A 24,197-nucleotide genomic window follows, 5' to 3' on the forward strand; every position below is an offset into this window, starting at 1 on the left:
GCACTTTGTGCGTCAATATAAGACGGCGAAGCCGTGATATTTCTCCCTAGACCCTGGATCCTAGATCCTAGCCCCTAACCACTAACCACTAACCACTGTCTACTGTCTACTTCCTACTTCTTCTTCACTGCATTCCACACCATGTACCCGATGAAGAGCGCTCCTGCGGCGAGCAGTGCAATGGCGAGTTCGGAGTTGTACTTTTCGATGAGGTCCTTCTGCCCGTGGGCGAGGTAGCCGAGGAACGCGAGAACGCAGTTCCAGATGGTGGCACCGAGGAATGTGTACAAAGTAAACGGGAAAAGTTTCATCTTGGCAAGGCCTGCCGGGATAGATATCAACTGGCGTATGACCGTGATGAGTCTGCCTATGAAGGTGGAAATGGAACCGTGCTTGCGAAAGTAGTCTTCGGCCTTCTGGACCTTTGTCGCATCAATGAGCAAGAAGTGCCCTAGGCGGCTGTCGGCGAATTTGTACACAATCGGACGCCCGAAAATCTTAGCAAGGAAATAGTTGATGTAGGCTCCGATGAGCGCCCCGATGCTGCCTGCAAGGACGATGAACGCGATGTTCAGGTTTGAACCGGGCTGCATGGCCTGGTATGCTGCAGGAGGGATGACCAGCTCGGACGGAAACGGGATGAACGAACTTTCGATGGCCATCAAAAGCGCGATGGTCCAGTAGTTCAGGTTGCTGTTGTACCAGTCGATAATCTGCGTGTAAATGTTGGTTTTTTCCGGTTCTCCAGCGAAAGCGATGCTGGCAAGGATCAATACAGGGACGATGATTTTAAATGTTTTCATGGCGTTGTATGGTTTGGGTATAAAGAACGCCGTCAGACTGGCGGCGTTATAAATGAGTTATAAAGGTTTATCTCTTCTTGCCTTTTTTCTTCGGCTTGGGCTTGGACTTTTTAGCCTTTTTGTGCGAAGCCGGCTTTTCATGTTCTTCTTCGGCCGGAGTTTCTTCGATGTACTGCTGCTCTGTCTGCACTTCGATCATCGAAGGACTTTCGGAATTGGCATTCTGAATCGCCTGCTTGGCTTCTTCGACATACCTGCCGTTGGGGAAGCGCTTCAGGTAGATTTCGTAGTCCTTGAGACGGTTGCCTTCCTTGACCAATTCAAAGATGCCAGCTTCTGCTTCTTCGCGGAAGGCACCATCAGGATTGTCGTTCAGGTAACCGAGGTATGCCTTGAAGGTGTTCTGTGCCTGGATTTCGCGGAACTTGTGGTACTCGGAGAGAACCATGAGCTTGTGTTCGATTTCGGCACGGCGCGGGGAATCCGGATAGTACTCGAGGAACATCTGGAGCATTTCAGGATCGTTGGAGGCCATGACCTGATCGAAACGAGAATCTTCTTGCTTCACCTGGTAGTGCTTCAGTTCGACCTTACCCGTATCCAAGGCTGCGTAGAGTTTTTCCTTGGTGGCGAGGTCTGCCGGGTGGCAGAAGGCGAGGAAGCTTTCGAGAACGTCCGAGAACTGAGTCCTGGTGTAGGCTTCGCTCATGTCGGGCAGTTCGCCGTCTTCGTCGAGGAAGAAGCGGTAGTCGCGTTCGATGGCCATGCAGTCCCAATCGCTGAGCGTGTCCTTGACTTCGCTGTTCTTGCGGAGGATGTCGTCACGATCGTGCAATGCGTAGCGCATGCGGCGGTCGCGCCTGCTCTCGCGGCCGAAGTCCAGGGAGAATTCCAGGCCAACGCGTACGGGCCACTTGTAAGAAATCTTGTCCATCGTGATGCCCGAATAGCCAGACGGAATGCTCACGTCGTCGTTGGACCGGGATGTCTTGTCCGTTGCCTTGATGTCCTCGTAGGGGAGGAATTCCTTACGAACGTTGATGCCGACCTTCAGGTCCACGTCTTGGAAAATTTCAGTAATCTTGTATTCGAGAGCTCCCGAGACGAATGCTGTAGGAACGTATTCCGTGTTCTGGTTCGTGTTGCCCAGGTAGTCGTCGTAGAAGGAGAAAAAGTGGAGACCATAGCCGCCGAGAACGCGGATGTCAAAGTCGCCGGCGAGGTTGAAGCTGAAACCGGCAAGAACGGACGGTGCGTAGGTGAGGAAGGAAAGTTCGCGGTCTTGCTTGGGGCCCTTCTTCTTGTCGCCGTTGTCAGTGTAAGTGTAGGCGGGTTCTTTACCGATGGTGCCGAACTGGATGCTGTTGACCTCCAGACCGAGCCAAATGGTGAAGGGAATGTCTGCTTTGGCAAACGGGGTAATTAGGGGGCTCCACAAGTAACCCACAGACAGGGGGAATGTAAAGACTTCTTTGTCAATGGGTTGGTTGAGCAGCTCGGGATCCTTGTCTTCAAATACGAGGAAGGCGGGCTCGGCTTGCAGGTAGAACTGCTGGCGCCAGTTGGAACGCTCAAAGTCGGCAGCGAAGGTCGCGGTCGAGTAAATCAACAATAGGAATACAATTAATCTACGCATTGCTCTAAATCTAGCTTTTCCAAAGGGATAGGGGGATGGTGTTTCTAAAAAAATTGTCCTTTTTGTGGGCAAAATCGCGTTTTTGCTAGAATGTGAGGTATAATCCTATTCCAAATAGGATGATTCCGGCTCCTATGAACGATGCTCCGGCAATGGTCTTGCGGTCTCCGGACTTCGCCAAATCGTGATTTCTGTCCATTTTCTCCTGGAATTTGGATCCGTTCGGGGTCGTGGGCATCTTCAGTTCGTTCTTCAGGTCTTCTGCCTCGCTATAGTCTTTTTGGCCGAGGTAGAGGAACAAAGCTCCGATGATGGCGGGGGCTATGGAACTGCCCATGAGTGTCTGCCCGAGGTGGTAGATTTTGCGGCTGTGGAGCCAATCTTTCTGGGCCTGTAGCTCGTTGAAATCCGTAATCTCCTGAAGTTCAATATTGACGGTTGTTTCGGGGACCGGTGCTAGGTAGAAATTTACGAGGGTGTCTCGATAACCTTCCCTGCGGATGCGGAGGTTGACCAAGCCCGGATCGGTGTAGGTGAACTTGTTCGGGGTGTGAGCGATGGGCTTGCTGTGTTTTGTAATCTCTTCGCTGCTTGTGTAGATTTCGGCTCCGGAAGGCTGCGTCATGATGCGAATTTCCGGAGATATCTTTTTCAATTTCAGCGAGACTTTAACGGTGTCGCCCGGGATGGGGCGTACGACAGCCTGGGCGCCCCACAGGTGTTCGACCTTCCAGTAGGCATTCAAGACAATTTTTCCGGTGTCGAGAGTCACGAAAGTACATGGCGTCTTGCACAAGGCGTTCTTTTCGGATCTCGAGAGCATTGCTCCTTCGGGATCGGTTTCCACGTGGATATAGCTTTTGGTGCTTGTCTGCTGGATCTTGATGCCACGCGCTTCCTGGACGAGGTTGCGGATCTTGTTGGATACGACGGCGTCGGAGAATGCGTGAGTCCCGGAAATGTTTGTCTTGGCGATGCTGATAGTCGGCAGGGAATCTTCAAAGAGAACGCGTTTCAGTTGTACTTCTAGCGAGTCCGGGGACTTTCCTTTGGATATCTTGCCGAAGAGGATTTCCTTTATGCCTTGCTTGGAATAGTTGTCCTGGAGGCATGCGTTGTCGTTGCACCCCTCAAAAGGATTTTCCTTGTTGTAGGTGTAGGTGCTGTCGGCTTCGCTCAACAACGTTGCTGTGAGGTTGGAAAACAGTTCGACCTTTTGTGGCTCGAAGCCTTCGGCCTCAAAGCCGACGAATATTTTCGTGTTCGAAACGGCAGGAGCAACGGTGGAAGAATCGGCCGGTGTCGCAGTGGAATCGGCGGAATCTGCGACGGCAACTGTGCTTGCACTGTCCGGAGAGGCTACAGTTGAATCACTTGCTGCTGTTGCTGGCGCACTGGCTTGGCTTTGTTCTGAGGAATCGGCTTTTGCGGTGTTGCTTGTCGGATTCAAGAGATCGTTGCCTTGCTTGTCTACGATGCTTTTGAAGTGGCTCTTGGGTATGCGCACGATGGTGAACTGGTCTTTGATGTAGCCGCCAAGATTGACGGTATCTCTTTCGATGCCTAGAAATTGCGCTTTTTGCGTTGTTCCAGAAATGAGTTCCACCTGTGCCTCAATCCCCTTGGATTCGGCTGCATGGAGTAGAGCTGTTAAAAGTAGGAGCGGAATGTAGAAACCCTTTTTCATATTTCTCCTAGAATGAAAGAATTAATCCTGCGGAAAAGACGACGACTCCCACGCCTAGAGTGGTGCCGCCGATGGTCTTTGCCGTTTTGGCCTTGCTTTGGTTGTCTTTGAAACTATCTTGTTTCTTTTGATAGTTGTCGCCATTGTGGATAACACTGTTCTGGATGGCGTCGCGGTCGTCCCTTGCGTCTTGAATGTATTTTTGCGTGACGATGGCTGCGACTGCGCTGGTGACCAGTGGTACGAACGAGGCCCAGATGAGTTTACGTCCCAAAGCTTTTCTGTTCCTGTGAGCGACCACCTTATGCTGCATGTCGGCAAGTTCTTCGTCGTAGCTCTGACGCAACGACACGATGAGATAAGACGTGTCTTTTTCAGGGAGAGAAACGTTGATGGTTGTGTCGGCGTAGCCAATTTGGAATAAGGTGACCTTTACGCTTGTGTCTTTGGACGACAATTTTATGAAACTCGGACTGATATAGTCTGGCGTCGCAGAAAAGTCAATATTAGACCGATTGACGAAAATGTCTGTCGTTGTGGGGTTTGTTGAAATTTGCAGGTAACGATCCTGAGCCTTGGGCGGGGTTGTCGATGCAGCGCTTTGTGGTGCGTTGTCGGCAAATGAGTTCCCACAGAGAACAATGACGAGGAAAATCAAGAATTTAATCATCATTCCAGTTCCTCCGCATTCATGTAAGGGCCATCGAGATACAGCATGTCATTTTTCGGAGTGACATTCCAGAATACAGGCGGGCTTTGGTTCCCGGCGTTGTCGCTAACTCTAATGTAGACGCGCATCTGTTTGTAACTGGGGACGGATACGCTGAGAATCGGTTCCACATAATCGTATGTTGTCTCAAAGATGTCGTCGAAATGGACGTTAATCCTTGAACGGGAAATTCCGCTCCCTTTGTCTAAGAGAGAGAATGTGATGTCTGTTCCCTCTACGAATTCTGTCTTGGTTGGCCATACTGTTGGAGGAATGTTGTCGTCGAAAAATACGGAATCCATAGTGATGACGCTATATTCGGGAATGTCTACAGTGAACGCGTCTGCCTTGTATTCGCTGAAATAAGCTTCTTCCATGTACACGGTGAGGCCTGTCTGAGCGGGGAGCTTTATGGATTCGGTCGATACAATGCTGGAACGATTGATTTGCTTCAACGTATCTCCCTTGCTATTGACGATGGTTATCCTTGTGTCGGGAGGCAACTGGTTGCGGAAATGCTTGTAGGCGATAGGAATGTTGAGTATAGAGGAATCGGTATTGATGAGCTTCGTGGAGAACTTGAAAATATCAGAAGTGTCCATTTCTTGAACTCCACTGAAATTCATCACGGTCATGATGACTCCCCAGTAGAACGTTATGGATGTGTCTGTCGGGTTGATGCCGTATTCTGCCAACACGTCTTCGTCGGGGAGAAGATGACCCGTGATGGAAATCTTTTCGTCGCAAGGAACGGTCTTTAGGGATTTTTTCCAAAGTTCGCCCAACTTGTTAGAACCGTAGACGTCGCATATTGTGGTTTCCCACGGGTCAATTCCCGTTATATCCCACCGGAGGCGGATGTCCTCTTCGGAGAACGGCTCTGCCTGGTTGTACCCGTTGCGAGGGCTAGTCAGTGCAATGCTTGATGGCGTGTCCACAAAAATATGGGTTGTGTCTATCAAGGTGTCGCCGAAACGGGTTATCGTTTGCAGAATGCAATCGTATTGGCCTGATTTTTGGAACGTGTGACGGAAATTGGGAATGTTAATCTTTTTCCCGTCCAATATCCAGAGAACGCTCTGGTAATACGATGCGGCAATGTCTGCGTCCAGGACATCTTTATTCAAGCGGAATATGGCCTGGATCTTGATCGGCTCGTTGACGCCGATGTAAACCTCTTTGCGCGTGGTGTAAAATGAGTGGACGGTTACCTCTGGGACGATATAGATGTTCTGCTCAAAGACGTTTTCGTCTGCTTGTTCAAAACGGACGTCGTTCCCGCATGAAGTCAGGGCTAATGCGCACAGTGCCAGGGCGACGGCGAGGGCTTGGTAGAATAACCTATTCATCTTCGCCTCCTGCTGTGCTGGTCGTGTCGGTGCTGTTGTTCGATTTTTCAAGTGAATCAATGTTGTCTTGCGGCAGGACTATGGCATAGGCTTTTGTTTCCCAAACAGGAGACACCCCGCCATAAGAGTCTGTTGCCTCGACCCACCAGTAAAGGGGGCCTTCCGGGAGGTCTCTTAAAAGGGTCTGGGTCCCTTGGATGTAATCGGATCTGTAGTAGAACTGCGTTGTGTCTGTGATGGTGTCGGACCCGACGAGGACGTTGAGCCTGTACCAGATATGGTCATTTTCTGGGTCTTCGGCTTCATGCCATTTAAATATAGCGGAGTTGGTTATATACGATTCGCAGGGAGTTATGCAGTGGGATTCGTAACTCATGAAGGGAGGCTCGTTTATTGTAATCTTCCACGTTCTGGTCTGGCTTATCCCGTTGGTGTAGACGATGCTCATGGATACGTTTTGCTCATTTCGGGCGAACGATTCTCCGCTCGCTTCAATTTCAAGGGATGTCCTGCCCTCTGCCCTTATGCTTATGGTCCCCTTCACGTCCCCATTGGGGTTGATTTTGTATAGGGTGGGAATGAAACTGTTTGGGTTGTGGTCTTTAAAGAAAAGGGTGATCGGAGCTTGCCTTGATATGATTGTGTCGTGATTGGTCTCGAACCAGAAAACGCTTGGCCGCAGGACGAATGATTTCGAGGTGGTGTTGCCGCTGCCGTCTTTCGCTAAGACGGTGACGAATTGCGGTATCCACGAACGGTCGCTTTCGATGGTGTGGACAGTCAAGGTGTTACCTGCTTGAAAATATTGGGTAATCTTACGACTGCCGATATAGACTACAGCATCGGAGAGAACGTTTTCGGAGCTCCCATCCGTAATGATGAAACTGAGTGAATCCGCAAAATCAAGGGTGTCTTTTCCACTGGTGGACTGGATTGTCGGGGGGGTCAGGTCTTGCATGAACAAATGGCCGTCGATGGAGGAAATTTGCCCTGCTAGGACCGTGGTACTCACGGTGTCGGAGACAAAATCAACGGCCTTTTCACTCCTGGCAAAAATATTGTATTTCCCAGGTTGTAGCGGCTTGATTTCGAAAAATCCTGTTGATGGAGTCTTTTCAAAAGATTGCTTGATCTTGGTTTCCTTGTTGTGTGCGTCAAGGATGATGAACTCAATGTCTGTGTACAGGTTCTCGTTGGACATTTTCAACGTTCCCGATATTGCGCCTTCGTCTCCGATTCCGCTTGTGGCGAAGGTGCTGCTGATAGTGGTTGCAGACGGAACATTGTATTCATTATAGGCTTGGACTGTCCAACGGTATTGCGACAACGGTTTGAGTTCCCGGTTCATGTTGAAATACGGAGTGTTGATAATCGTGTCGATGAGGTCGGGCTCGCCTTTTTCTTCGTCAATAAGGTTGGTGAGTCTGAAGTGGTAATATAGGGAGCAGATAGAATCTATGTCGTAGGCATTCCAGGCAAACTGGATTTCGTCCCGTGGTGGAATGCTTTGCGATTGGTCGGCGGGGATGAATTTGTTGTTGTCTAGAATTGGCGGTGAGGAAATCCACAAGTGCAGGGTGTCGCTCAGCGTATCCCCGAAATAGGTGATGAGGATAAATACGATTTCGTGAGGGCCGGGGAAGGGGATGGCGTCGTGAATGTTGAATTCGGAGGCGTAATACTTGTTGTCCAGAAGCCAGTAGCTGTCGCGAATCCGGATGGATTTTGATGGTAGCACGTTTGCAATGAACAACATGGAGTCGCCATGGATAATTGTATCTGATTTGACCCTTGCTGCCGTAGAATCAAAGGACTTGGCCATGTAGACGTTGACTGCAATTGAATTTGTGTTGTTTGCGTCAAAGACGAGGTTGTCCGAATCGGTACATGCGTCAAAGAAGATTGATGCGATGGCAAGGGTGAAGGCAAGTGAGAATATTTTCAAACGGTTAGTCATTCTTCCTCACTCTACTTGGATTTCACGTAGAATTTGATGACAGCCGATGAATCGGTGTCACCATATTTGTCCGTTACTATGACTTGGAACGTGTGTTTGCCTTCCTCAAATCCGGATTGTCGGATGCTGTTGAATTCACCTACGACGTAGGGAACTTTGTCTATTAGGATAGTGTGCGAGAATTCCTCGTTGTCGTTGTCATGGGAATTCCACTCAAACAGGAAGGATGTCTTTTGGTTGCCGTAAAGCGTGTCTGATTGCTGGGGCCTGGTAATCTGGTCGATTTCTGGTGGCGTGTTGGTGATGATGTTGAAATGCGTAACGAGCGTATTCCCTTCGGTGTCTATTGCAATCAGTTTGTTGGGGATTATGCCAATGGTTGCGTTTTTTCGAATTTTAAAGGTATCGCCGGTCCCAAGGAGGATGTCGTCGTTTTCTTCGTTGACCCTGATCCACTTAAAATGCAGTTTTGGGGCGAGCGCAGCCGGGAGAATGTTGACGAGAATTTCGGCGGAATCTTGTGGATGAATCTTTAGCAAGGTAGAGTCAATTTTGCCATCTTGCTTTACGTAGATGGAAATGACGTTTACGCTCGAGCCCTCGTTGGGTTTGCTTGGAATTTCGAAACACGCGGAAAGCGCAATGCCAGCAGATAGCACCGCCAAAGATGAAAGAATGCTTGATATACGAATTCTGTTAAATAACATCGTATATAAATGTAACTATATTCTTAAACATGAGTACCGAAAATTTTGAATATAAAAACGCAATGGCACGTCTAGAGGAGATTTTATCAAAAATCGACAATTCCGAAATGGAAATAGACGAATTGGCCGGGCAGGTGCAAGAGGCTACGGAACTGCTGCGCAAGTGTCGCCAGATCCTGCTTGCGACCGAGAAAAACGTGCAGGAGGCATTGGCGAGCCTGGACGGTGAAGCGGATGAATAGTACAGAAAAACTGCCGCAGGGGCAGGATGTTCCCGCCATCGAGGTGAACGGACTTACGGTCCGGTTTCCGGTCCGTGGGGGTGTGTTGGGCAAGGTCAGAGATTACTTTACTGCAGTAGACAACGTTTCTTTTGTTCTGCCACAAGGTAAAATCCTGAGTATTGTGGGTGAATCCGGCTGTGGAAAGTCTACGCTTGTGAAATCGCTTGTCGGACTGGTCCCGGCGGTGTTTGTTGACTATAAATTGTTCGGTGCTCCGGTTGTCGACGGAAAATTTTCTGGGGTGAAAAGAATTTGCGACCTGGTCCAGATGGTGTTCCAGGACCCCTTCAGCAGTTTGAACCCGAGACAGACTGTGGTTGAAATCTTGACGGCCCCGCTTGTGGCGAGAGGCGTGTCGTTTGACGAGGCTCAAGGCCGTGCGAGGCGCCTCCTGGACCGCGTGTCTATCCCGAATGGGGCGCTTGACAAGTTCCCGCACGAGTTTTCTGGTGGGCAACGCCAGAGGCTTTGCATTGCCCGTAGCTTGATGGTCGAACCGAAGGTGTTGCTTTGCGACGAGGTCACGAGCGCACTGGACGTGTCGGTGCAGGCGCAGATATTGCATTTGCTTGACGATTTGCGCAACGACCTCGGCTTGAGCATCTTGTTCATCAGTCATGACATGCAGGTGGTGCGCGCACTGAGCGACGAAGTCCTGGTCATGTATTTCGGGAAGGTCGTGGAACGCGGGGACGCCGATATTGTCCTCACAAATCCGCAGCACGAGTACACCAAGAAACTGCTTGCGAGCGTGCCCACCATCAGAAGGGGCTGATTGTAGCGACTGTTCAATAGCGGCTATGACTAGCCGCAGTTTGCACTTACACCTTCACGTGGAAGTAGTCGATTTCGGGGTGGCTGATGTAGAGGCCGCTCACGGAGGCCTGCGGGTACATGGCGCCGTTCTCGGTGAGGCTGATGCCTACGCTGCCGAAGTCGATGAGACGCGCAACGTTGAAGATTTCCTTGATGTTCGGGAGCACGGGGTAGCCGACGGCCGGGCGGATGCCTTTCCAGCCGTTGTTGTGGGCGAGTTCCTGGCTCAGGTATTCGGCGCCGGCTTCGGCGAGGCGATCGGCGACGGTCTGCATCAGGAGCACGTCGTAGTCGCTGCCACCTTGTTCGGCTTTCAGCTTTTCAAGGCGCTTGACGAAGGCGTCGCTCACGGTGACGGCGAAGGCACCCACGATGTCGCGGAATACGTCCTTACCGGCGGGAGCGGCGAAGACGCTTGCGGTGTTCGCATTTGCTGGCGCAACGTAGTCGCAAAGCGCGAGACATGTGCCTTCGGGATTTTGCTGGCGTGCCGTGGCGACTTCGACAAGGTCCACGTCGGTGCCGGTACGGCCCGTGTTGAAAATTACCGACTTTTCCGTACCGGCTGCAGGGTAGAACGCCTGCACGGCACGCAGTGCATATTCGGGCTTTGTGAGCGACTTGATGAGCGCTTCGGCGTCGGCCTTGAGCTTCTTGGCTTCTTCCTCTTCGGGCTTGATTTTCCAAGTGAAGAAGAAGTATTCCCAGCTGATAAGCGGGATGACTTTTTCGAGCGGAATCGGCGGGAGCTTGCTTTCGCCCATGAACGGAGGCTCGACAGGCTGGTACTTGGTCCAGTCGCAAAGGTAGCGGCGTTCTTCAGGCGTCTTTTCGGCTGCGGCCATGGCGCTTGCGGCTTCAGTCTGGATGCCGTTCTGCTTGTCGCGAATGCGCTGCTGCTCTTCGCGGTTTTCCTGGATGGTCTGTTCGCTTGTCGCGGGGTCCAAGAGCTTTTGCACAAGGCCTGGGTTGCTCGCGGCATCGCGCACGTGAAATACGGGGCCGTCGTAGCACGGGGCAATCTTTACGGCGGTGTGCGTGGGCGAGGTCGTTGCGCCGCCGACAATAATCGGAATGCGCTGGCCTGCGTCTTGCATGGCCTTTGCCACGGTACACATTTCTTCGAGCGAGGGCGTAATCAGTCCGGAGAGGCTCAAGATGTCGGCCTTGTTCTCGATGACAGCCTTCACGATGACGTCTTCGGGAACCATCACGCCGAGGTCCACCATTTCATAGCCGTTACAGGCCATAATCACGGAGACGATGTTCTTGCCGATGTCGTGCACGTCGCCTTTCACGGTCGCAATCACGATCTTGCCGCGGCTCGATGCGTTGGCATCCTTGCCCGCTTCGATGTAAGGCTGCAAAATTTCCACGGCCTTCTTCATGGTGCGTGCAGTCTTCACCACCTGCGGCAAGAACATCTTGCCTTCGCCGAAGCGGCGGCCGACTTCGTTCATGCCGTCCATGAGCGGGCCTGAAATAATTCCCACCGGGCTATCGCCGCGGTTGATGAGTTCCATCAGGTCGGGCTGAAGCGTTGTGGAAGTTCCCTTGAGGAGCGCTTCTTGCAAACGTTCTTCGGGTGTCGTGGGCTTGGCGTCAGCGGCGGCGTTCGTGTTGTCGTCAGAAGAGCTGCTGGCACCTGTGCTCATGGCGAAAATCGCCTTCGGGTCGTACTTGGTGCCCGCTTCCTTGGCGGCAGCGGCGGCTGCGGTCATGCGGCTTGCAATTTCGATGAGCGCTTCGCTCGCATCCGGTTCCGTATTGTAGATGACTTCGGTAATGGCCATGCGGAGTTCCAGCGGAATCGTCTTGTATTCGATAATCGCGCTGGGGTTCATGATGGCCATGCCCATGCCGTTCGGAATTGCGTAATGCAGGAACGTGGTGTGCATCGCTTCGCGCAGGTAGTTGTTGCCGCGGAAAGCGAAGGAAAGGTTCGAGAGACCGCCCGAAATGCGCACGCCGGGCAGGTTGTCCATAATCCAGCGGACGGCGCGGATAAAGTCGATGGCGTAGGCGTTGTGTTCGGCCATGCCCGTAGCGACTGTCAAAACGTTCGGATCGTAAATGATGTCGGAGGGGTCGAAGCCGAGCTTTTTGACCATGATGTCGTAAGCGCGGGCGGCAATCTCCACACGGCGCTCGTAGTTGGTGGCCTGGCCTTCTTCGTCAAAGAGCATCACGATGACGGCACCGCCGAGGCGCTTGATGGTGAGCGCATGTTCGATAAATGCTTGTTCGCCCATCTTCAAGGAGATGGAATTCACAATGCACTTGCCCTGGGCGCACTTGAGGCCTGCTTCAATCACTTCGAAGCGGGAAGAGTCCACCATGATGGGCACGCGACTGATGGCCGGGTCCGATGCGAGCAAGTTCAGGAAGGTCTGCATTTCGGTGGTAGCGTCGAGCAAGCCATCGTCCATGTTCACGTCGATCACGTCGGCGCCGTCTTCCACTTGCTTGCGGGCGATATCGAGTGCTTCTTCGTAATTTTTTTCGTTGATAAGGCGGAGGAACTTCTTGGAACCTGCCACGTTGCAGCGTTCGCCCACCTTTACAAAATCTTCGGCGTTGCAGCTGTCGGCACCGTTGCTCGGGCGCACCTGTTCCTTGAACAGCGGTTCCAAACCGGCGAGGCGGAGCAGCGGGCTCGTGGCGTACTTGGGCGCGGGCTTGCGGCGTTCGTAATCGGCGGGCAGGGCATCGAGCATCTTGCGCATGGCGGCGATGTGTTCCGGAGTCGTACCGCAGCAACCGCCAATCATGTTCACGAGCTTGTCGTCCAGGTACACGCCCATGAGGCGCACCATGTCTTCGGGCGTGTCGTCGTAACCGCCGAACTGGTTCGGGAGGCCCGCATTCGGGTGACAAGAAATGTAGCAGGGAGCGACCTTGCCCATGCGGCGCAAGTACGGCACCATGCCGTCGGCACCGAGACCGCAGTTCAAACCGATAGAAAGCGGATGCATGTGCATCACGCTCACGGCGAATGCTTCGACTGTCTGGCCCGAAAGCGTACGGCCCGAGGCGTCGCTCACCGTCATCGAGAACATGACTTCTATGGGCTTTAAGTCAGCAGCCGCGGGCCCTTCGGCAAGCTCAGGGACCTTGGCTGCGGCCTTGCGAGCTTCCATCACCTTGGTGAATGCGCTTGCGGCGGCCTTTGCATTCAAGGTGTCAAAAATCGTTTCAATCAGAATCGCATCAACGCCTTCTTCCACCAGCACTTGGATCTGTTCCAGGTAGGCATCTTCCAGCTCGTCAAATGTAATGCTACGGCTCGCGGGGTCGTTCACGTCTTCGCTCATCGAGAGCATCTTGCTCGTGGGACCTACGTCGCCCAGAATGTACACCTGGCGTCCGTACTTCTTGAACCCTTCTTCGGCGGCCTGCTTCGCGATTTTCACGGCGGCGCGGTTCATTTCGGCAATGCGGTGTTCTTGGTGGTATTCGTGCTGGCTTACGCGCTGGCTCGAGAAAGTATTTGTGGTGAGGCAATCCACGCCTGCATCCACGTAACGGCGCTGGATATCGAGGATGATTTCCGGCTTCTCGATGGAGAGCATGTCGTTGTTCGCGCCCTTGATGCCGTAAGTCTGGATAACAGAACCCATACCTCCGTCCAGCAGCATCATTTTACTTTCGAAAGCTTCGCGTAGCGTCATCTTGTTTGCCTAGTGGGATTAGTCCCGGATTCTTTCTGTTTGAGCGTTATGCGGAAAAATTCTTTCCGAGAATGGCGGAAACATTCCGGAGAATGCCTTCGGCCACGTCGGGCTTGTTCATGGAGTACACGTGTACGTTCGTGATGCCGTTGGCGTACAGGTCAATAATCTGGTCGGTTGCGTAGATGATGCCCGCCTGTTTCATTGCGTCGGGGTCGCTGCCGAACTTGTCGACGAGCGACTTGAAGCGCTGCGGCATGAACGAACCGGAAAGCTTGATAGCGCGTTCCACCTGGTTTGCGTTCGTGATGGGCATGATGCCGGGGAGCACGGGGCAAGTGACACCCGCATCGCGCAACTTGTAGAGGAAACTGAAGAAGAGGTTGTTGTCGAACACCATCTGCGTGGTGAGAAAATCTGCGCCAGCGTCAACTTTTTCTTTGAGGTGCTTGATATCTTCGGCCTGGTTTGCGCTTTCGGGGTGCTTCTCGGGGTAGCATGCTGCACCGATACAGAAGTCGGAATCACTTTCCTTGAGTTCGCGGATGAGTTCTACGGCGTAATGGTAGTCGCATTTGTCGCGGCCGTTCGCGATGAGTTCCGGAGTCAAGTCGCCGCGGAGCGCCATCACGTTCTTGATGCCCGCAGTCTTCATGTCTTCGATGCGCTGGTGAATGGTTTCTTTGCTGCTCGAAACGCAGGTGAGGTGGGCCAACATCGGGATGCCGAATTTCGACTTGAGGTTCTTTGCAATTTCGAGCGTGTACTGGCTAACACCGCCGCCTGCACCGTAGGTGACACTCATGAAGGCGGGGCCAAGGGCCGCAATGGATTCGGTGGCGGCTTTCACGCTTTCGAAGCTCGTTTCCTTCTTGGGCGGGAACACTTCGAACGAAAGACTCATCTTGTCTTGCTTCAGGATATCGACAATTTTCATATCACCTCGCGGGTTCTAAACTCTTATGTGAGAGGCCGGACTGCCAGCCTTGGTTTATGCAAATATTCTAATACATGCATAAATATAGTAAATTCCTATTAGAATCGTAGTCCTATTGAGCTCTTTTATTGTGTTTTTTTCTTTTTTTGAGGCGTCTTGTTCTTTTAATATATCATAAAACATCGTGAAATGACAAATTGCTATTATTTTGTCGTATGTCCAGTTTTCCCCCAAAAAAAATGATTTCGCAAAAAAAGAATTTTTCCCGCAAAAAAGGGATGTGCGCTTTGTCGCGCCCCTCTTTGGCTCCAGTGCAGTTGCGTATTATAAAGATGGTGCAGGGGGGTAATGGCATGGCCCATTTGCCGGATGGCCGGGTATGTTTTGTGCAGGGAGCCCTGCCGGGAGAATTGTGCGAAGTTGAACTGACTTTCCAGAAAAAGGACTTTACGCGGGGGCGTGTTGTTAGCGTCGTTGAACCGAGTCCCGATCGCGTGGTGCCCAAGTGCCCGCTTTACGGCAAGTGTGGCGGTTGCAGCCTGCAGCATCTGGAGAGTTCCAAGCAAACTGAATATATGGAACAGGTGGAACGCGAAAATTTCAGGCGACTTGCCCATGCCGAATTGCCGGAGGATTTCGTTATCCATACCGGGAATCCGTGGGGCTACCGCAATCGTGCGCGTGTGGTTCCACAGTTTGTTCGTGATGGTGGTTGCGGCGGTTTTGCCTTCCGCGAGCAAGAAAGCAATGCCTTGATTCCTTTTGAAAATTGCCCTGTGCTGACTCCTGCTTTGAACGAATTTTTGCAGGGACCCGCCCGGAAGCTTTTTGCATCGGGAGTGTTGTCGCACCCTGGGCGCTTTGCTCGGCCCGACGAAGTTTCGCTGAACGTGTTCGACAACGGCAAGGGCGAGGTGAGCTACTTTTATCGAGGCATGTCTCGCGAAGAATTTCAAAAGAATGCCGTGAGTGTCGTTGAAATTGAAGGCCGCAAGATAGAAGCGGACGCTTCGGTGTTTTTCCAGAGTAACTTGGGCCTGTTGCCGGAACTGGTGAAGTCCGTGCGCCATGCCGTTGACGAGGGCTTGTCGAATGGGAATGCCTGTAACGATTGGCTTATAGACTTGTTCAGTGGTGTCGGCTTTTTTGCCGCTCTTTTGCAAGACAAGTTTAAACGCATCACGACCGTGGAACGCGACGAGGGCTGCCTCAAACACGCTGAAAAGAATTTGTCTGTAATTAGCCCGGCAACAACTACTGTCGAGAATGTTTCGGCCCCAGCGGAAGAATGGCTTGCCCGCCATGTCGTGGATATTCCGGCTACGCTCATTGTGGACCCGCCACGTACGGGGTTGCCGGGGGAGGCGCTAGATGCCATCGTGCGGAGTTCTGTCAAGCGGTTGATTTACGTGTCGTGCGATCCGGTGACGCTGGCTCGCGACTATGCGAAATTGGCGACGGCAGGGTTCAAGTTGGACCATGCGGAGGGGTTCGCCTTTTACCCCCAGACACCGCATCTGGAAATGTTATTTATCCTTTCTAGGTAGCGCTCTTTGTCCATCCGTTTTTAAGCAAGAACGCTATAGCATGACTGCATTTAAGAATAAAAAATGTTGAAATAAACGATGAAAAAAATTTTTTAATTCTTTTTTCCTAAAAAAAGGTCTTTTTTCATGGAAAAGCGGGTGTAAACCGCTTTTTTACATGGCTTTTTGCTACTTTACATATAGTTTCATTAGGGATGGTTTGAGGTGACAGGAGCTTCAAAAATGAAAAGAACTTTAGTTGCAATTTTGGTGTCGGCGGTACTGGCCTTGGCGGCCACGGGTGCCGAAGACAAAAACTGGGCTGTTGGCGGATGGCTACAGGCCGGAAACCCGGGTGAACATGCCGGTATTGATGTAGAAAATCGTCTGGGCAAGGACATCACGCTTGACCTTTACCTGCATTTCTGTTTCTATACGGGCGATAATGCTTTGGGTGGCTATGTGGGCTACTACTGGAACTACTACCTGAATGTGCCCAAAGAACTGGGCCGTATGGGCTTCTATGTTGGCCCTACCGGCGGTATTGGCTGGTGGGATGTCGACAAGGGCGGCAACTGGGAAGAAACGGGGCTTGCCATTCGCCTTGGTGTGGTCGGCGGTTACCAGTGGGAATTCCCGGTTGTTCCGTTGCAGCTTTATTTGGAGTTGAGCCCTGTGGGTGAAGTCCACTTTATGTGGTGGGATTATGACGGGAAAGACGATGATGACAGCTATGACGACGACGATACCAAATGGAAATTGCCGGACGTCTACTTCAGAATCGGTCTCCGTTTCTGGTTCTAAAGGACTTAAACTGGAGAAAAAAACATGAACTCTACAAACAAAAAAACAATCGTGATGGGATTGGCCCTGGCCGCAGGTATGCTCTTTACCGGCTGCTCGACGGAGGACCCACATGTTGTATGTGGCCGTGAATGGAATCCCGCTCATCAGGTAGTCGCAGATACAGGAGCCGAGTTTGCCATGAACGACCAGCTGTTTGTACAGTTCCGCTATGGCAAGAACTTTGATTTCCCGAAACTCACGACTACGGTCTATCACGGGACTATCGCCAAGAGGGGCGAAAAAATCTGGGACCACGAGGTGGCTGTGACCGAGAAGATGGGGGCTTATACCCTTGTCGGGCGTGCCCACCGTGGCGGTTACATGGATGCTCGCGAGCTGGCTCGTGTCCACGAACCGGGGCCGGTTGTGTTTGAGTTCAGCGCTAACGGCAAAGTCCTCGCTGCAAAAGAAATCAACCTGACCCACAACAGGTTGCAGAAAGAACAATAAAAATCTATGGGGAATTATCCCCTTTACGTTGCGTTTATGAAAAAAGAACTGTTAATCGGTGCTTGTGCTCTTGTTGTCGCTGCTTGCGGTGACGATATGGTCGAAGTGAATTATAAAATTGATTCGCCTGTTGAAATGGAATTGTTCTGCGAAGGATATTTTTCCACATACGATCTCGAAGGGCAGGAACGTGTCGGGACAATTACAGGCGCGTTCAACAACATCACTTACGAGTCCAAGGGCGATACGGTGCTGGTCAACAGGGATTACGTTATCAATCGTTCTCGTGGTTACCTCAAGAACTTCATGCCGTCGGAATTGGTCTGGCGTATCAAGAACGTGAAGATGTCCGCTGTCGATCGCGATGTGCTTTCGATAGAGGGGCTAGAGGATGGCTACGACACTCTGCTTGCCGAAACGCCGATGCCGTCGCGCTGGCGTACGCAGTTGCTCAATCCCGATTACAAGCCGCACTTGAAACGCCTTGAAAAGCATCGCTGGGAAATGTCCCACTTGCTCAAGGGCCCTGTGCCCACTAAGGGCAACGTGACCGAGCTCCTCAAGGAACGCGGACGCTTGAACTTCGCCCTTATCGGCATTGATTCCGTGGTGATGGACGGGTACCACAAGCTCGACAAGCGCAAGTGCTTGGGCTACAAGATTTACTTGCACGAAACGGAAAGTTTCCCGTATTACATCTGGGAACAGCATGTGGGTAGCAACATCGTGCCCGACAAGTACAAAGCTTACCAGAAGGGGCTCAAGGGTGAATACGATACCGAGTTCTGGGTTACCTTGGACCCCACGAACGGCGTCCCGTGCCAGGAACGCGAGGTGAAAGTCGGCAAACATACGATGGTGAACCCCGCTACAAACGATACTGCGACTTTCAAGAGCCAAGTCACTCTAGAACGCCTTTACAATATCAGGAAACCGGCTGAAGAATGATGAAACGCTTTTTGCTTACAGCCTTTGCGGCCGGGTCTATGTTATTTTCTGCTTGTTCCCTTTCGGGAGGTTCTGCTGCACAGACCATGACCATGGACCGTGCCCGCGCTTATGAGGGCATGTACAAGGCTTACATGGAAGCTGAAGAACGTTATTTGAACCTCCTGTTCAACATCGAGCGCATGCCCGACGAAGAAGAACTTTGGTCGATGAAGCGCGATCAGATGATGGAACTGGTGCAGTTGAGAGAAATGATGCTGAACGCCCGCACAGAACTGGACAACGCTGTTCAGGAGTGGGAAAAGTACCTGATCGAAATGAAGGATGAGGCCAAGCAAGATAAGGCTGGGCGGCCCAATCCGAACTTTACAGGGAAGGATGCTTTAAGAACGAGCCCCGGGCAACTCCTTCCCGGTGAAATCCATTCATCTAAGAGGGATGGATTCCAGTAATTTTATTGCCAAGTGTTCGCGAATCCCATGCCGATGTTCAGCTTGATGCGAGTCGGTGCAACGGATTCAGGAATGATAGGCGTATCTATCGGATTCAGTTTGCGGCTGGTGCTGCGATCCCCGTTCTCGCCTTCTCCGATGCGGCTCAGACCACGTGCCAGCGTCAGCGAAATGTCTAGCGGAACGTTGTAGAAAATCTTGTTGCTCATGCGGAAACTAAATCCGACGGAACGGTCCCAGAAGTCGTGGTCCTTGAACTTGTCCATGTCGAACCACTTGTTGTTCCAAGCAGAACCGATTTGTGCGAACAGGTCGACATAGAAATCACGAGTCTCGAAAATCCAGAAGGACTTGCGCCAGTCGTCGTAGATGGGCTGCAACAGGTGGAGTTCCGCCATGGCGGTTTTTGTACCGGCGAGCGTGTAGCTCTCGGAACTGCGCAGGTACGGGTAACCTTCCAAGAAAATGGGGTTGTAGTAGTAGGAATCCAGCGTGTCTTGCTTGGCGTCGGTGCTCCATTTGGCGATGACGGTTGTTTTACCCCCCGCGGCGACGCGTGTGCCGATAACTGGGAGTTGCAGGCTCCCGTAAAGGTTCAACCCGACTTCGTTTATATTGAAGTTCCTGTATCTGGGTTTGGCAAATCCGCTTTCGGTCACGTAGAAACTTTCGGAGAATGTTCCAGGGCGGTAGAGGTCGCTGTTGGTGTATTGGTAGTAGGCAAACACCCCGTTGCCCTGCCCGCTGATTCCGGTGCCTTCTTCGTCTTCGTGGTCGCCGTACAGGCCGAACCCGAGAATGGCGCTAATTTGTTTTTGGTAGGTCCAGGTGAAACTGTCATCGTATTCATCCAGGTCGTAGAAGTTGAAGTCGGACCAGCCGTAGCTCAGTGCGAATTGCAACGTGTCGATGGACTTGAATATGCTGTAACCGGCAAGCCCCGTGATGCTCTGGAGCGACATGGCGTAGTTGCTGTACGAGAGCGAGTCGCCGTTGTTTGAGCGAACATCATCGTTGCGGACAGTATCTTTGCTTGTGAAGTTTGCGTAGGAGTAGGCGAGGCCGAGGTCAAGCGGTGTGCTGGCGTTCTGCCACGAGGCGAAGAATTCCTTTTCTTGACGCGGGTTGAGCCCATCGCCGTTGATGTAGTCGTAACCATTCCCGAGTTCAAGCAACAAGCCAAGCTGGATGGTGTTTTTCTTGAGCGGGTCGGTAAGGATCATGGCTAGCCCCGCCTTGGTCTTGAGTTCGCCTTCGCCAAATACGGTCAGGTCGGGGGCGTTCTCGCTGAACATGAGCATCGGGACAAACAAGGGCTGGAAGGGAATGGGCTTGTAGTTTTTCTCGGCGCCGGCGAATTCGCGGTTCTCGAGTTCCAGAGGCTTCTGGATGCGCTTGGGCAAACTCCCGTGCAAAACAATGGGAGCGTCCTTCGATGTAGAGTCTTTGACTGCGACTTTCACTGTGTCGCGGACTTCAATCTTTATAGTGCTGTCGCGTGTAGCGACGGTGGCTTGCGGGACGCACTTGGCCGAGTCGGCTTGCGTAGAATCTTTGACTTCGGGGCAGGTGCTCCAGGTGGTGTCGGCCACTTTCACGACGCTGTCGCGGAACGTGACGACGATGCTGTCTTTGGTCGCGGCGGGTGCGCTTGCAGCGCTATTCTTGTAGGCAATCTTGTACAGGGAGAACCCGTCTTTGTCGTACTGTGTGAAGAATATCGTGTCGCCAGAAAGAACCGGAGTGAATGCACCGCCCACGACGTTGGTGAGGGGGCGTTCTGCATTTGTGGAAAGCGATTTTTCGAACAGGTTGAAGATGCCGTTCCTGTTGCTTGCGAAGATGATCTTGTCGTTGTCGAGCCATTCGACGTCACGTTCGTCGTAATCGGCGTTGCTCACAATCTTGTGATTCTTGCCGTCGCTGTCGATGATGGCGATTCCGCGGGTCGTGTCGTCGAAGAAACTGAAGGCGATGCGCTTGCCGTCGGGGCTGAACTTGGGACTGTAGATGTTGTAGTAACGGTATTTTGCATCGGGAACGAATAGGTCGATAGGATCTTCGGCGACGTATTCGTCAAAGTCTTTCGGGAAGGGAGCCTTGCTCAACACGAACCGGGTGCTTGCGTTTTCGCGCCTTGCGAAGGCGACCATAGTCCCCTGCTTGTCAATTGCGGGGTAGACGGCGTCAGTGAGGTAGGTGAGCGAAACTTGGTTCTTGTTCGTGTCGCTGACGACAACATCGAAATGGGCGTGCCCGTTCTTGTCGCGGTTCTGGTAGCTGATGTAGGCGAGGATGGGGCCGCGGAGGCTGTCTTCGTAAACATCTATGCCTTTGTCGAACCAAGCCTTCTTTGCCTTGAAACCAGACTTCGCATATTCCGTGATGTCGATGGTCGTGCTTTCGTTTTCGATGGTGGCTTCCCCGATTTTCACGCCGTCAACGACCTCGGCGGTGTCTCTCGTCTCTCGTCTCTCGTCTCTCGTCTCATCACCAAGCGGCATCTTGAAAATACCGCCGTCGAACCAGTCCCCGCCGAAGTTCGAAATACCGTAAACGTATTTGCCTGCGACAACCGGGAAGTCCTGCCAGAAGGCGTCCTCCGTGAGCTTTGTACCTTCGACGAGCGTGCCAAGGGAATCCTTCTGGGCTTGGTACTGTTCCGTGATTTCCTTTTTCCAGGCATCGTAGAGTTCCTGTTCGCTGATGCCGAGAACCTTTTCGATAGCGGCGTCAAGTGTGACCCTGTGGAAACGCGACAATTCCGACCAGATTTTCGGTACGGCCGATTCTCCATAGTGCTTGCTGATGTAGCGCACCAAGGAGAAACCCTGGTTGTACGGCCCGAGCTCGGCGTAAAATGAATTCGACGAGAAGTCGTGCATGTATTCCAGCGAGAGCAGGTCGTCGTTCAGTGCGGCAACGCGGAGGAGCATGTCGCGGTGCGTGTCCCAAGAGTCAAAGCCCATGCGGCTCGATTCGTATTGCGCAGTACCTTCGGCAAGCCAGAGCGGTTGCAACGTGAACGGGAAAAGCGAGAGGAAATCTGTAGTGGTGCGTTCGTTGTAGTAGTCCGAATATCCGGCTTGGAATCCGTAGATGTTCGGGAGAATCTTGCTACCGCTTTCGATGCTGACCAAGTGGCTGAACTCGTGCGTGACAACGTCGGAAATCCAGCCGTGGCTGCTGCGGACCTTGAAATCCCAGTTGGTGAGCCAAAGGTGGATGCCGTTTTCGCTGGGGACTGCGCTGCCGTTGCTGTAGAGGGCGTTGTTCAAAGTGACGCTTACTCGGCCCGGCAAATCGATACGGTAACGGCTGACGACCGAGTCGTAGACGGCTTCGGCGTATGCCGAAACGGCGGCCGCGTGTTCACTGTATTCTGTCGGATAGATGTACTGGAAGTGTTCCGTGCCGGCTGTTTTCCACTGGACATCACTTTGGTTCCCGTAAAAACCGATAGCCTGAGCCCCGGTTGGAACCAGGGGGATGAAACACATTGTACAAAGGAGGCCAGAGGCTAAAAAGTTCGGGATAGTTCTGTGACGTTCGTTTAAGGGCATCGTAAAGTTCAGTCCTGATTAAAAATACGGCCATAATCTAGAAAAAAGAAGGGGGCTAAAAGTAGAAATTGACGATAATTACTAATTTGGAAGTGAACCCTTATGCGTTTTTATACGGAATCTTACCACGAATCCACCCAATATGCTCCCCGATTGTCGGGGGACCCGCTTTCGCTGCATTGGGAAAACGAGCCGATTCCGGACAAACGCTACCCTGGGTGTGAACGCATCGCCATGCCGAGGCACATGTTGCCACCTTTGCCCGCTGCGACATTTGACGGGCTCGATTCCATAAATATCTATGTGGTTCTCCGGAAGTACGGTGTGCCCGATGGAGTTTTTTACTGCGATGTGGCCCGCCATCAGCTGGTGCGGATTGGGGCGGGTGCCGAAATGGAAACACTTGCGAATAGCTTTACGGATAGCGAGTTTATTCGGAATGTCCCCATGCTCTTTTTGTATGCCGGCTCCGTTAGCCGGACTGTGTGGAGACTCAAGGAGGCCGCTTATCGCGAAATAGAGAAGGATGCGGGGGCCGTTATCGGCAACCAAATGCTGTTCTCGAATGGTCGTGGCTTCAGGACAACGGTTTTAGGTGGCTTTGTTGACGATTCCGTTGCGAACGTACTTAAGTTGGCTTCGACAGAAATTCCCTTGTCTGCGTTGGCCGTGTATCCAGATTCGCTGAACGTGAACGCCCTTTCTTTGGACGAAGGTGCCGGGCGCTTTTCGTATTCGAACCGCAATGAATCTTTGGAAAAAGTTTATGCCGTGGAATCGGCGGGGGCGGGCAACCGGTACGCTTCGCGTTTTATGCTCCAGAACCGCTGCGAGTGCATTGACGATTTGTCGCGCTGCATCCGTGTGTGCCGCTTGCAGGCGCAGTCCTTGCCGGGCGATGAATTCCCGCTGACCCCGGCGAAGTTCACGAACGATTATTACTACAGAGAAGCGGAACTGCTCCCGCAAAAGCCTTTGCGGATAACCCCCTTCAAACCGTATAATCTGGATTTGGATGATTTTTCGAGTATCTTGCGCTGGCTGGAACTCGGGCAAATTGATATGTTCGGTGCAGGCTTGCTCAAGATATGGGTGGTCGTGTTCAACGTCATGTTCGTGTATCCAGGTGTTTATAGGTACGTCCCGATACAAAAGTCCATTTACATGCAGTCATCGCAAGTGTCCGACAAAAAGTTCGCCCGTTGCCACTCCGCCCCGGAGCAGGCCCAGAACGCGACGTTTGCGATAATTCTGACTGCCGACTTGAACGAGTGCTGCAACATTCTCGGGGATCGCGCTTACCGTTACCTGAATATGAATGCGGGTTACATTGCCGAGTCCGTTCACGTTTCTTCACGTATTTTGAACAAAGTCTCCCATGCGGAGCATTTCTATTTCGAAAAAGAACTGAAGACGCTGTGTAATATTCCCGAAAGCGAAAGCATCCTTTCTGAAATCGTTGTCGGAAGGGAAGAGACCTGATAAAAACGTTTCCATGATGCAAAAAGCCCTGTCTTTGGGACAGGGCGGTGAATATGCAAATTACAGATTGCGAATTTTCTTTTCTGAAAGGCCCGTGAACTCGATGATTTTCTCCATCGGCATGTTCGCGTCGCGCATTTTCTTCGCGATTTCCAGCTTTGTTGTATACTCAGCCACGGCTCGGTCAAAGTCGCTCATGTCCACTGTCATAAGATACCTCGAACTGAAATTACATAATTTCACCTCGTTTTGCAATAGCTTGAATACGGGATCGTTTGCAAATTCGCTGAAATCGGCATCACGGTTCAAGGTGTCGATGGCCCGGAGCCACTGGGCTAGGCGACTACTGTTTCGTGTAAGTTAATGCTTTTTTA

The 24,197-nt window shown here is 52.1% G+C and carries 19 protein-coding genes; 8 read left to right on the forward strand and 11 right to left on the reverse strand.

Features of this window, described 5'->3' with window-relative positions; translation table 11 throughout:
* Positions 1–113: 113 nt before the first annotated feature.
* The 7 genes from Q0Y46_RS00005 to Q0Y46_RS00035 all read right to left on the reverse strand — a co-directional run bounded on the left by Q0Y46_RS00005 (position 114) and on the right by Q0Y46_RS00035 (position 8,848).
* The gene (locus Q0Y46_RS00005) at positions 114–803 is read right to left on the reverse strand and encodes a DedA family protein (RefSeq protein WP_295678302.1); all 690 of its coding nucleotides are present in this window, start codon (positions 801–803) and stop codon (positions 114–116) included.
* Positions 804–870: 67 nt separating this feature from the next.
* Positions 871–2,439, reverse strand: coding sequence for a hypothetical protein (locus Q0Y46_RS00010; RefSeq protein ID WP_295678304.1), 1,569 nt, complete (start codon positions 2,437–2,439; stop codon positions 871–873).
* An 85-nt stretch (positions 2,440–2,524) separates the two neighbouring features.
* Complete coding sequence (locus Q0Y46_RS00015) at positions 2,525–4,126, reverse strand: hypothetical protein (protein WP_297943470.1); 1,602 nt, start codon at positions 4,124–4,126, stop codon at positions 2,525–2,527.
* Between the two features lie 7 nt (positions 4,127–4,133).
* A complete protein-coding gene (locus tag Q0Y46_RS00020; protein WP_295678306.1) occupies positions 4,134–4,799 on the reverse strand; it encodes a hypothetical protein in 666 nt (221 codons plus the stop codon).
* On the reverse strand, positions 4,796–6,184 hold the full coding sequence (locus Q0Y46_RS00025) for a hypothetical protein (protein WP_295678308.1): 1,389 nt from the start codon (positions 6,182–6,184) through the stop codon (positions 4,796–4,798). The genes Q0Y46_RS00020 and Q0Y46_RS00025 overlap by 4 nt, the downstream gene beginning before the upstream one ends.
* Positions 6,177–8,141 carry a hypothetical protein gene (locus tag Q0Y46_RS00030; RefSeq protein WP_295678309.1) on the reverse strand — a complete coding sequence of 655 codons (1,965 nt, stop codon included), beginning with the start codon at positions 8,139–8,141 and terminating at the stop codon, positions 6,177–6,179. The genes Q0Y46_RS00025 and Q0Y46_RS00030 overlap by 8 nt, the downstream gene beginning before the upstream one ends.
* Before the next feature lie 11 nt (positions 8,142–8,152).
* Positions 8,153–8,848, reverse strand: a complete 696-nt coding sequence (locus tag Q0Y46_RS00035) for a hypothetical protein (protein ID WP_295678310.1) — start codon at positions 8,846–8,848, stop codon at positions 8,153–8,155.
* A 29-nt stretch (positions 8,849–8,877) separates the two neighbouring features.
* Between Q0Y46_RS00035 and xseB the strand changes: the two genes are divergently transcribed.
* Both xseB and Q0Y46_RS00045 read left to right on the forward strand, forming a co-directional pair.
* Positions 8,878–9,090: an exodeoxyribonuclease VII small subunit gene (gene xseB / locus Q0Y46_RS00040; protein ID WP_295678312.1), complete on the forward strand. Its 213-nt coding sequence runs from the start codon at positions 8,878–8,880 to the stop codon at positions 9,088–9,090.
* On the forward strand, positions 9,083–9,907 hold the full coding sequence (locus Q0Y46_RS00045; RefSeq protein WP_297943477.1) for an ATP-binding cassette domain-containing protein: 825 nt from the start codon (positions 9,083–9,085) through the stop codon (positions 9,905–9,907). The genes xseB and Q0Y46_RS00045 overlap by 8 nt, the downstream gene beginning before the upstream one ends.
* A 46-nt stretch (positions 9,908–9,953) precedes the next feature.
* Here the strand turns inward: Q0Y46_RS00045 and metH are convergent, their stop codons facing one another.
* A complete protein-coding gene (gene metH / locus Q0Y46_RS00050) occupies positions 9,954–13,619 on the reverse strand; it encodes a methionine synthase (protein WP_297943480.1) in 3,666 nt (1,221 codons plus the stop codon).
* Positions 13,620–13,665: 46 nt separating this feature from the next.
* Entirely contained in the window at positions 13,666–14,556 is an 891-nt protein-coding gene (gene metF, locus Q0Y46_RS00055; protein WP_295678315.1) for a methylenetetrahydrofolate reductase [NAD(P)H], read from the reverse strand.
* A 353-nt stretch (positions 14,557–14,909) separates the two neighbouring features.
* Here metF and Q0Y46_RS00060 point away from each other — a divergent pair, with 353 nt between their 5' ends.
* The 5 genes from Q0Y46_RS00060 to Q0Y46_RS00080 all read left to right on the forward strand — a co-directional run bounded on the left by Q0Y46_RS00060 (position 14,910) and on the right by Q0Y46_RS00080 (position 18,778).
* Positions 14,910–16,103: a class I SAM-dependent RNA methyltransferase gene (locus Q0Y46_RS00060; protein WP_297943483.1), complete on the forward strand. Its 1,194-nt coding sequence runs from the start codon at positions 14,910–14,912 to the stop codon at positions 16,101–16,103.
* Between the two features lie 222 nt (positions 16,104–16,325).
* Positions 16,326–16,886, forward strand: coding sequence for a hypothetical protein (locus Q0Y46_RS00065; protein ID WP_295678318.1), 561 nt, complete (start codon positions 16,326–16,328; stop codon positions 16,884–16,886).
* A 24-nt stretch (positions 16,887–16,910) separates the two neighbouring features.
* Complete coding sequence (locus Q0Y46_RS00070; protein WP_297943486.1) at positions 16,911–17,378, forward strand: hypothetical protein; 468 nt, start codon at positions 16,911–16,913, stop codon at positions 17,376–17,378.
* 36 nt (positions 17,379–17,414) lie between these two features.
* Positions 17,415–18,326 carry a hypothetical protein gene (locus Q0Y46_RS00075; RefSeq protein ID WP_295678320.1) on the forward strand — a complete coding sequence of 304 codons (912 nt, stop codon included), beginning with the start codon at positions 17,415–17,417 and terminating at the stop codon, positions 18,324–18,326.
* A complete protein-coding gene (locus Q0Y46_RS00080) occupies positions 18,323–18,778 on the forward strand; it encodes a hypothetical protein (protein WP_297943489.1) in 456 nt (151 codons plus the stop codon). The genes Q0Y46_RS00075 and Q0Y46_RS00080 overlap by 4 nt, the downstream gene beginning before the upstream one ends.
* Positions 18,779–18,780: 2 nt before the next feature.
* On the opposite strand, the gene Q0Y46_RS00085 is transcribed toward Q0Y46_RS00080, so the two are convergent.
* Positions 18,781–22,278 (reverse strand): hypothetical protein, encoded by a 3,498-nt coding sequence (locus Q0Y46_RS00085; protein WP_297943492.1) that lies wholly within the window; start codon positions 22,276–22,278, stop codon positions 18,781–18,783.
* A 165-nt stretch (positions 22,279–22,443) separates the two neighbouring features.
* On the opposite strand from Q0Y46_RS00085, the gene Q0Y46_RS00090 reads away from it, so the two are divergent.
* A complete protein-coding gene (locus Q0Y46_RS00090; RefSeq protein ID WP_297943494.1) occupies positions 22,444–23,823 on the forward strand; it encodes a nitroreductase family protein in 1,380 nt (459 codons plus the stop codon).
* A gap of 60 nt (positions 23,824–23,883) precedes the next feature.
* Here Q0Y46_RS00090 and Q0Y46_RS00095 read toward each other — a convergent pair whose 3' ends face one another.
* Positions 23,884–24,132, reverse strand: a complete 249-nt coding sequence (locus tag Q0Y46_RS00095) for a hypothetical protein (RefSeq protein WP_297943497.1) — start codon at positions 24,130–24,132, stop codon at positions 23,884–23,886.
* Between the last annotated feature and the right edge of the window lie 65 nt (positions 24,133–24,197).

Source organism: uncultured Fibrobacter sp., from assembly GCF_947305105.1.
Classification (GTDB): domain Bacteria; phylum Fibrobacterota; class Fibrobacteria; order Fibrobacterales; family Fibrobacteraceae; genus Fibrobacter.

What these genes read in the sequence shown, in the direction of transcription:
- Q0Y46_RS00005 (WP_295678302.1), bottom strand. Translation starts at nt 803, where the DNA reads ATGAAAACATTTAAAATCATCGTCCCTGTATTGATCCTTGCCAGCATC.
- Q0Y46_RS00010 (WP_295678304.1), bottom strand. Translation starts at nt 2,439, where the DNA reads ATGCGTAGATTAATTGTATTCCTATTGTTGATTTACTCGACCGCGACC.
- Q0Y46_RS00015 (WP_297943470.1), bottom strand. Translation starts at nt 4,126, where the DNA reads ATGAAAAAGGGTTTCTACATTCCGCTCCTACTTTTAACAGCTCTACTC.
- Q0Y46_RS00020 (WP_295678306.1), bottom strand. Translation starts at nt 4,799, where the DNA reads ATGATGATTAAATTCTTGATTTTCCTCGTCATTGTTCTCTGTGGGAAC.
- Q0Y46_RS00025 (WP_295678308.1), bottom strand. Translation starts at nt 6,184, where the DNA reads ATGAATAGGTTATTCTACCAAGCCCTCGCCGTCGCCCTGGCACTGTGC.
- Q0Y46_RS00030 (WP_295678309.1), bottom strand. Translation starts at nt 8,141, where the DNA reads ATGACTAACCGTTTGAAAATATTCTCACTTGCCTTCACCCTTGCCATC.
- Q0Y46_RS00035 (WP_295678310.1), bottom strand. Translation starts at nt 8,848, where the DNA reads ATGTTATTTAACAGAATTCGTATATCAAGCATTCTTTCATCTTTGGCG.
- xseB (WP_295678312.1), top strand. Translation starts at nt 8,878, where the DNA reads ATGAGTACCGAAAATTTTGAATATAAAAACGCAATGGCACGTCTAGAG.
- Q0Y46_RS00045 (WP_297943477.1), top strand. Translation starts at nt 9,083, where the DNA reads ATGAATAGTACAGAAAAACTGCCGCAGGGGCAGGATGTTCCCGCCATC.
- metH (WP_297943480.1), bottom strand. Translation starts at nt 13,619, where the DNA reads ATGACGCTACGCGAAGCTTTCGAAAGTAAAATGATGCTGCTGGACGGA.
- metF (WP_295678315.1), bottom strand. Translation starts at nt 14,556, where the DNA reads ATGAAAATTGTCGATATCCTGAAGCAAGACAAGATGAGTCTTTCGTTC.
- Q0Y46_RS00060 (WP_297943483.1), top strand. Translation starts at nt 14,910, where the DNA reads ATGGCCCATTTGCCGGATGGCCGGGTATGTTTTGTGCAGGGAGCCCTG.
- Q0Y46_RS00065 (WP_295678318.1), top strand. Translation starts at nt 16,326, where the DNA reads ATGAAAAGAACTTTAGTTGCAATTTTGGTGTCGGCGGTACTGGCCTTG.
- Q0Y46_RS00070 (WP_297943486.1), top strand. Translation starts at nt 16,911, where the DNA reads ATGAACTCTACAAACAAAAAAACAATCGTGATGGGATTGGCCCTGGCC.
- Q0Y46_RS00075 (WP_295678320.1), top strand. Translation starts at nt 17,415, where the DNA reads ATGAAAAAAGAACTGTTAATCGGTGCTTGTGCTCTTGTTGTCGCTGCT.
- Q0Y46_RS00080 (WP_297943489.1), top strand. Translation starts at nt 18,323, where the DNA reads ATGATGAAACGCTTTTTGCTTACAGCCTTTGCGGCCGGGTCTATGTTA.
- Q0Y46_RS00085 (WP_297943492.1), bottom strand. Translation starts at nt 22,278, where the DNA reads ATGTGTTTCATCCCCCTGGTTCCAACCGGGGCTCAGGCTATCGGTTTT.
- Q0Y46_RS00090 (WP_297943494.1), top strand. Translation starts at nt 22,444, where the DNA reads ATGCGTTTTTATACGGAATCTTACCACGAATCCACCCAATATGCTCCC.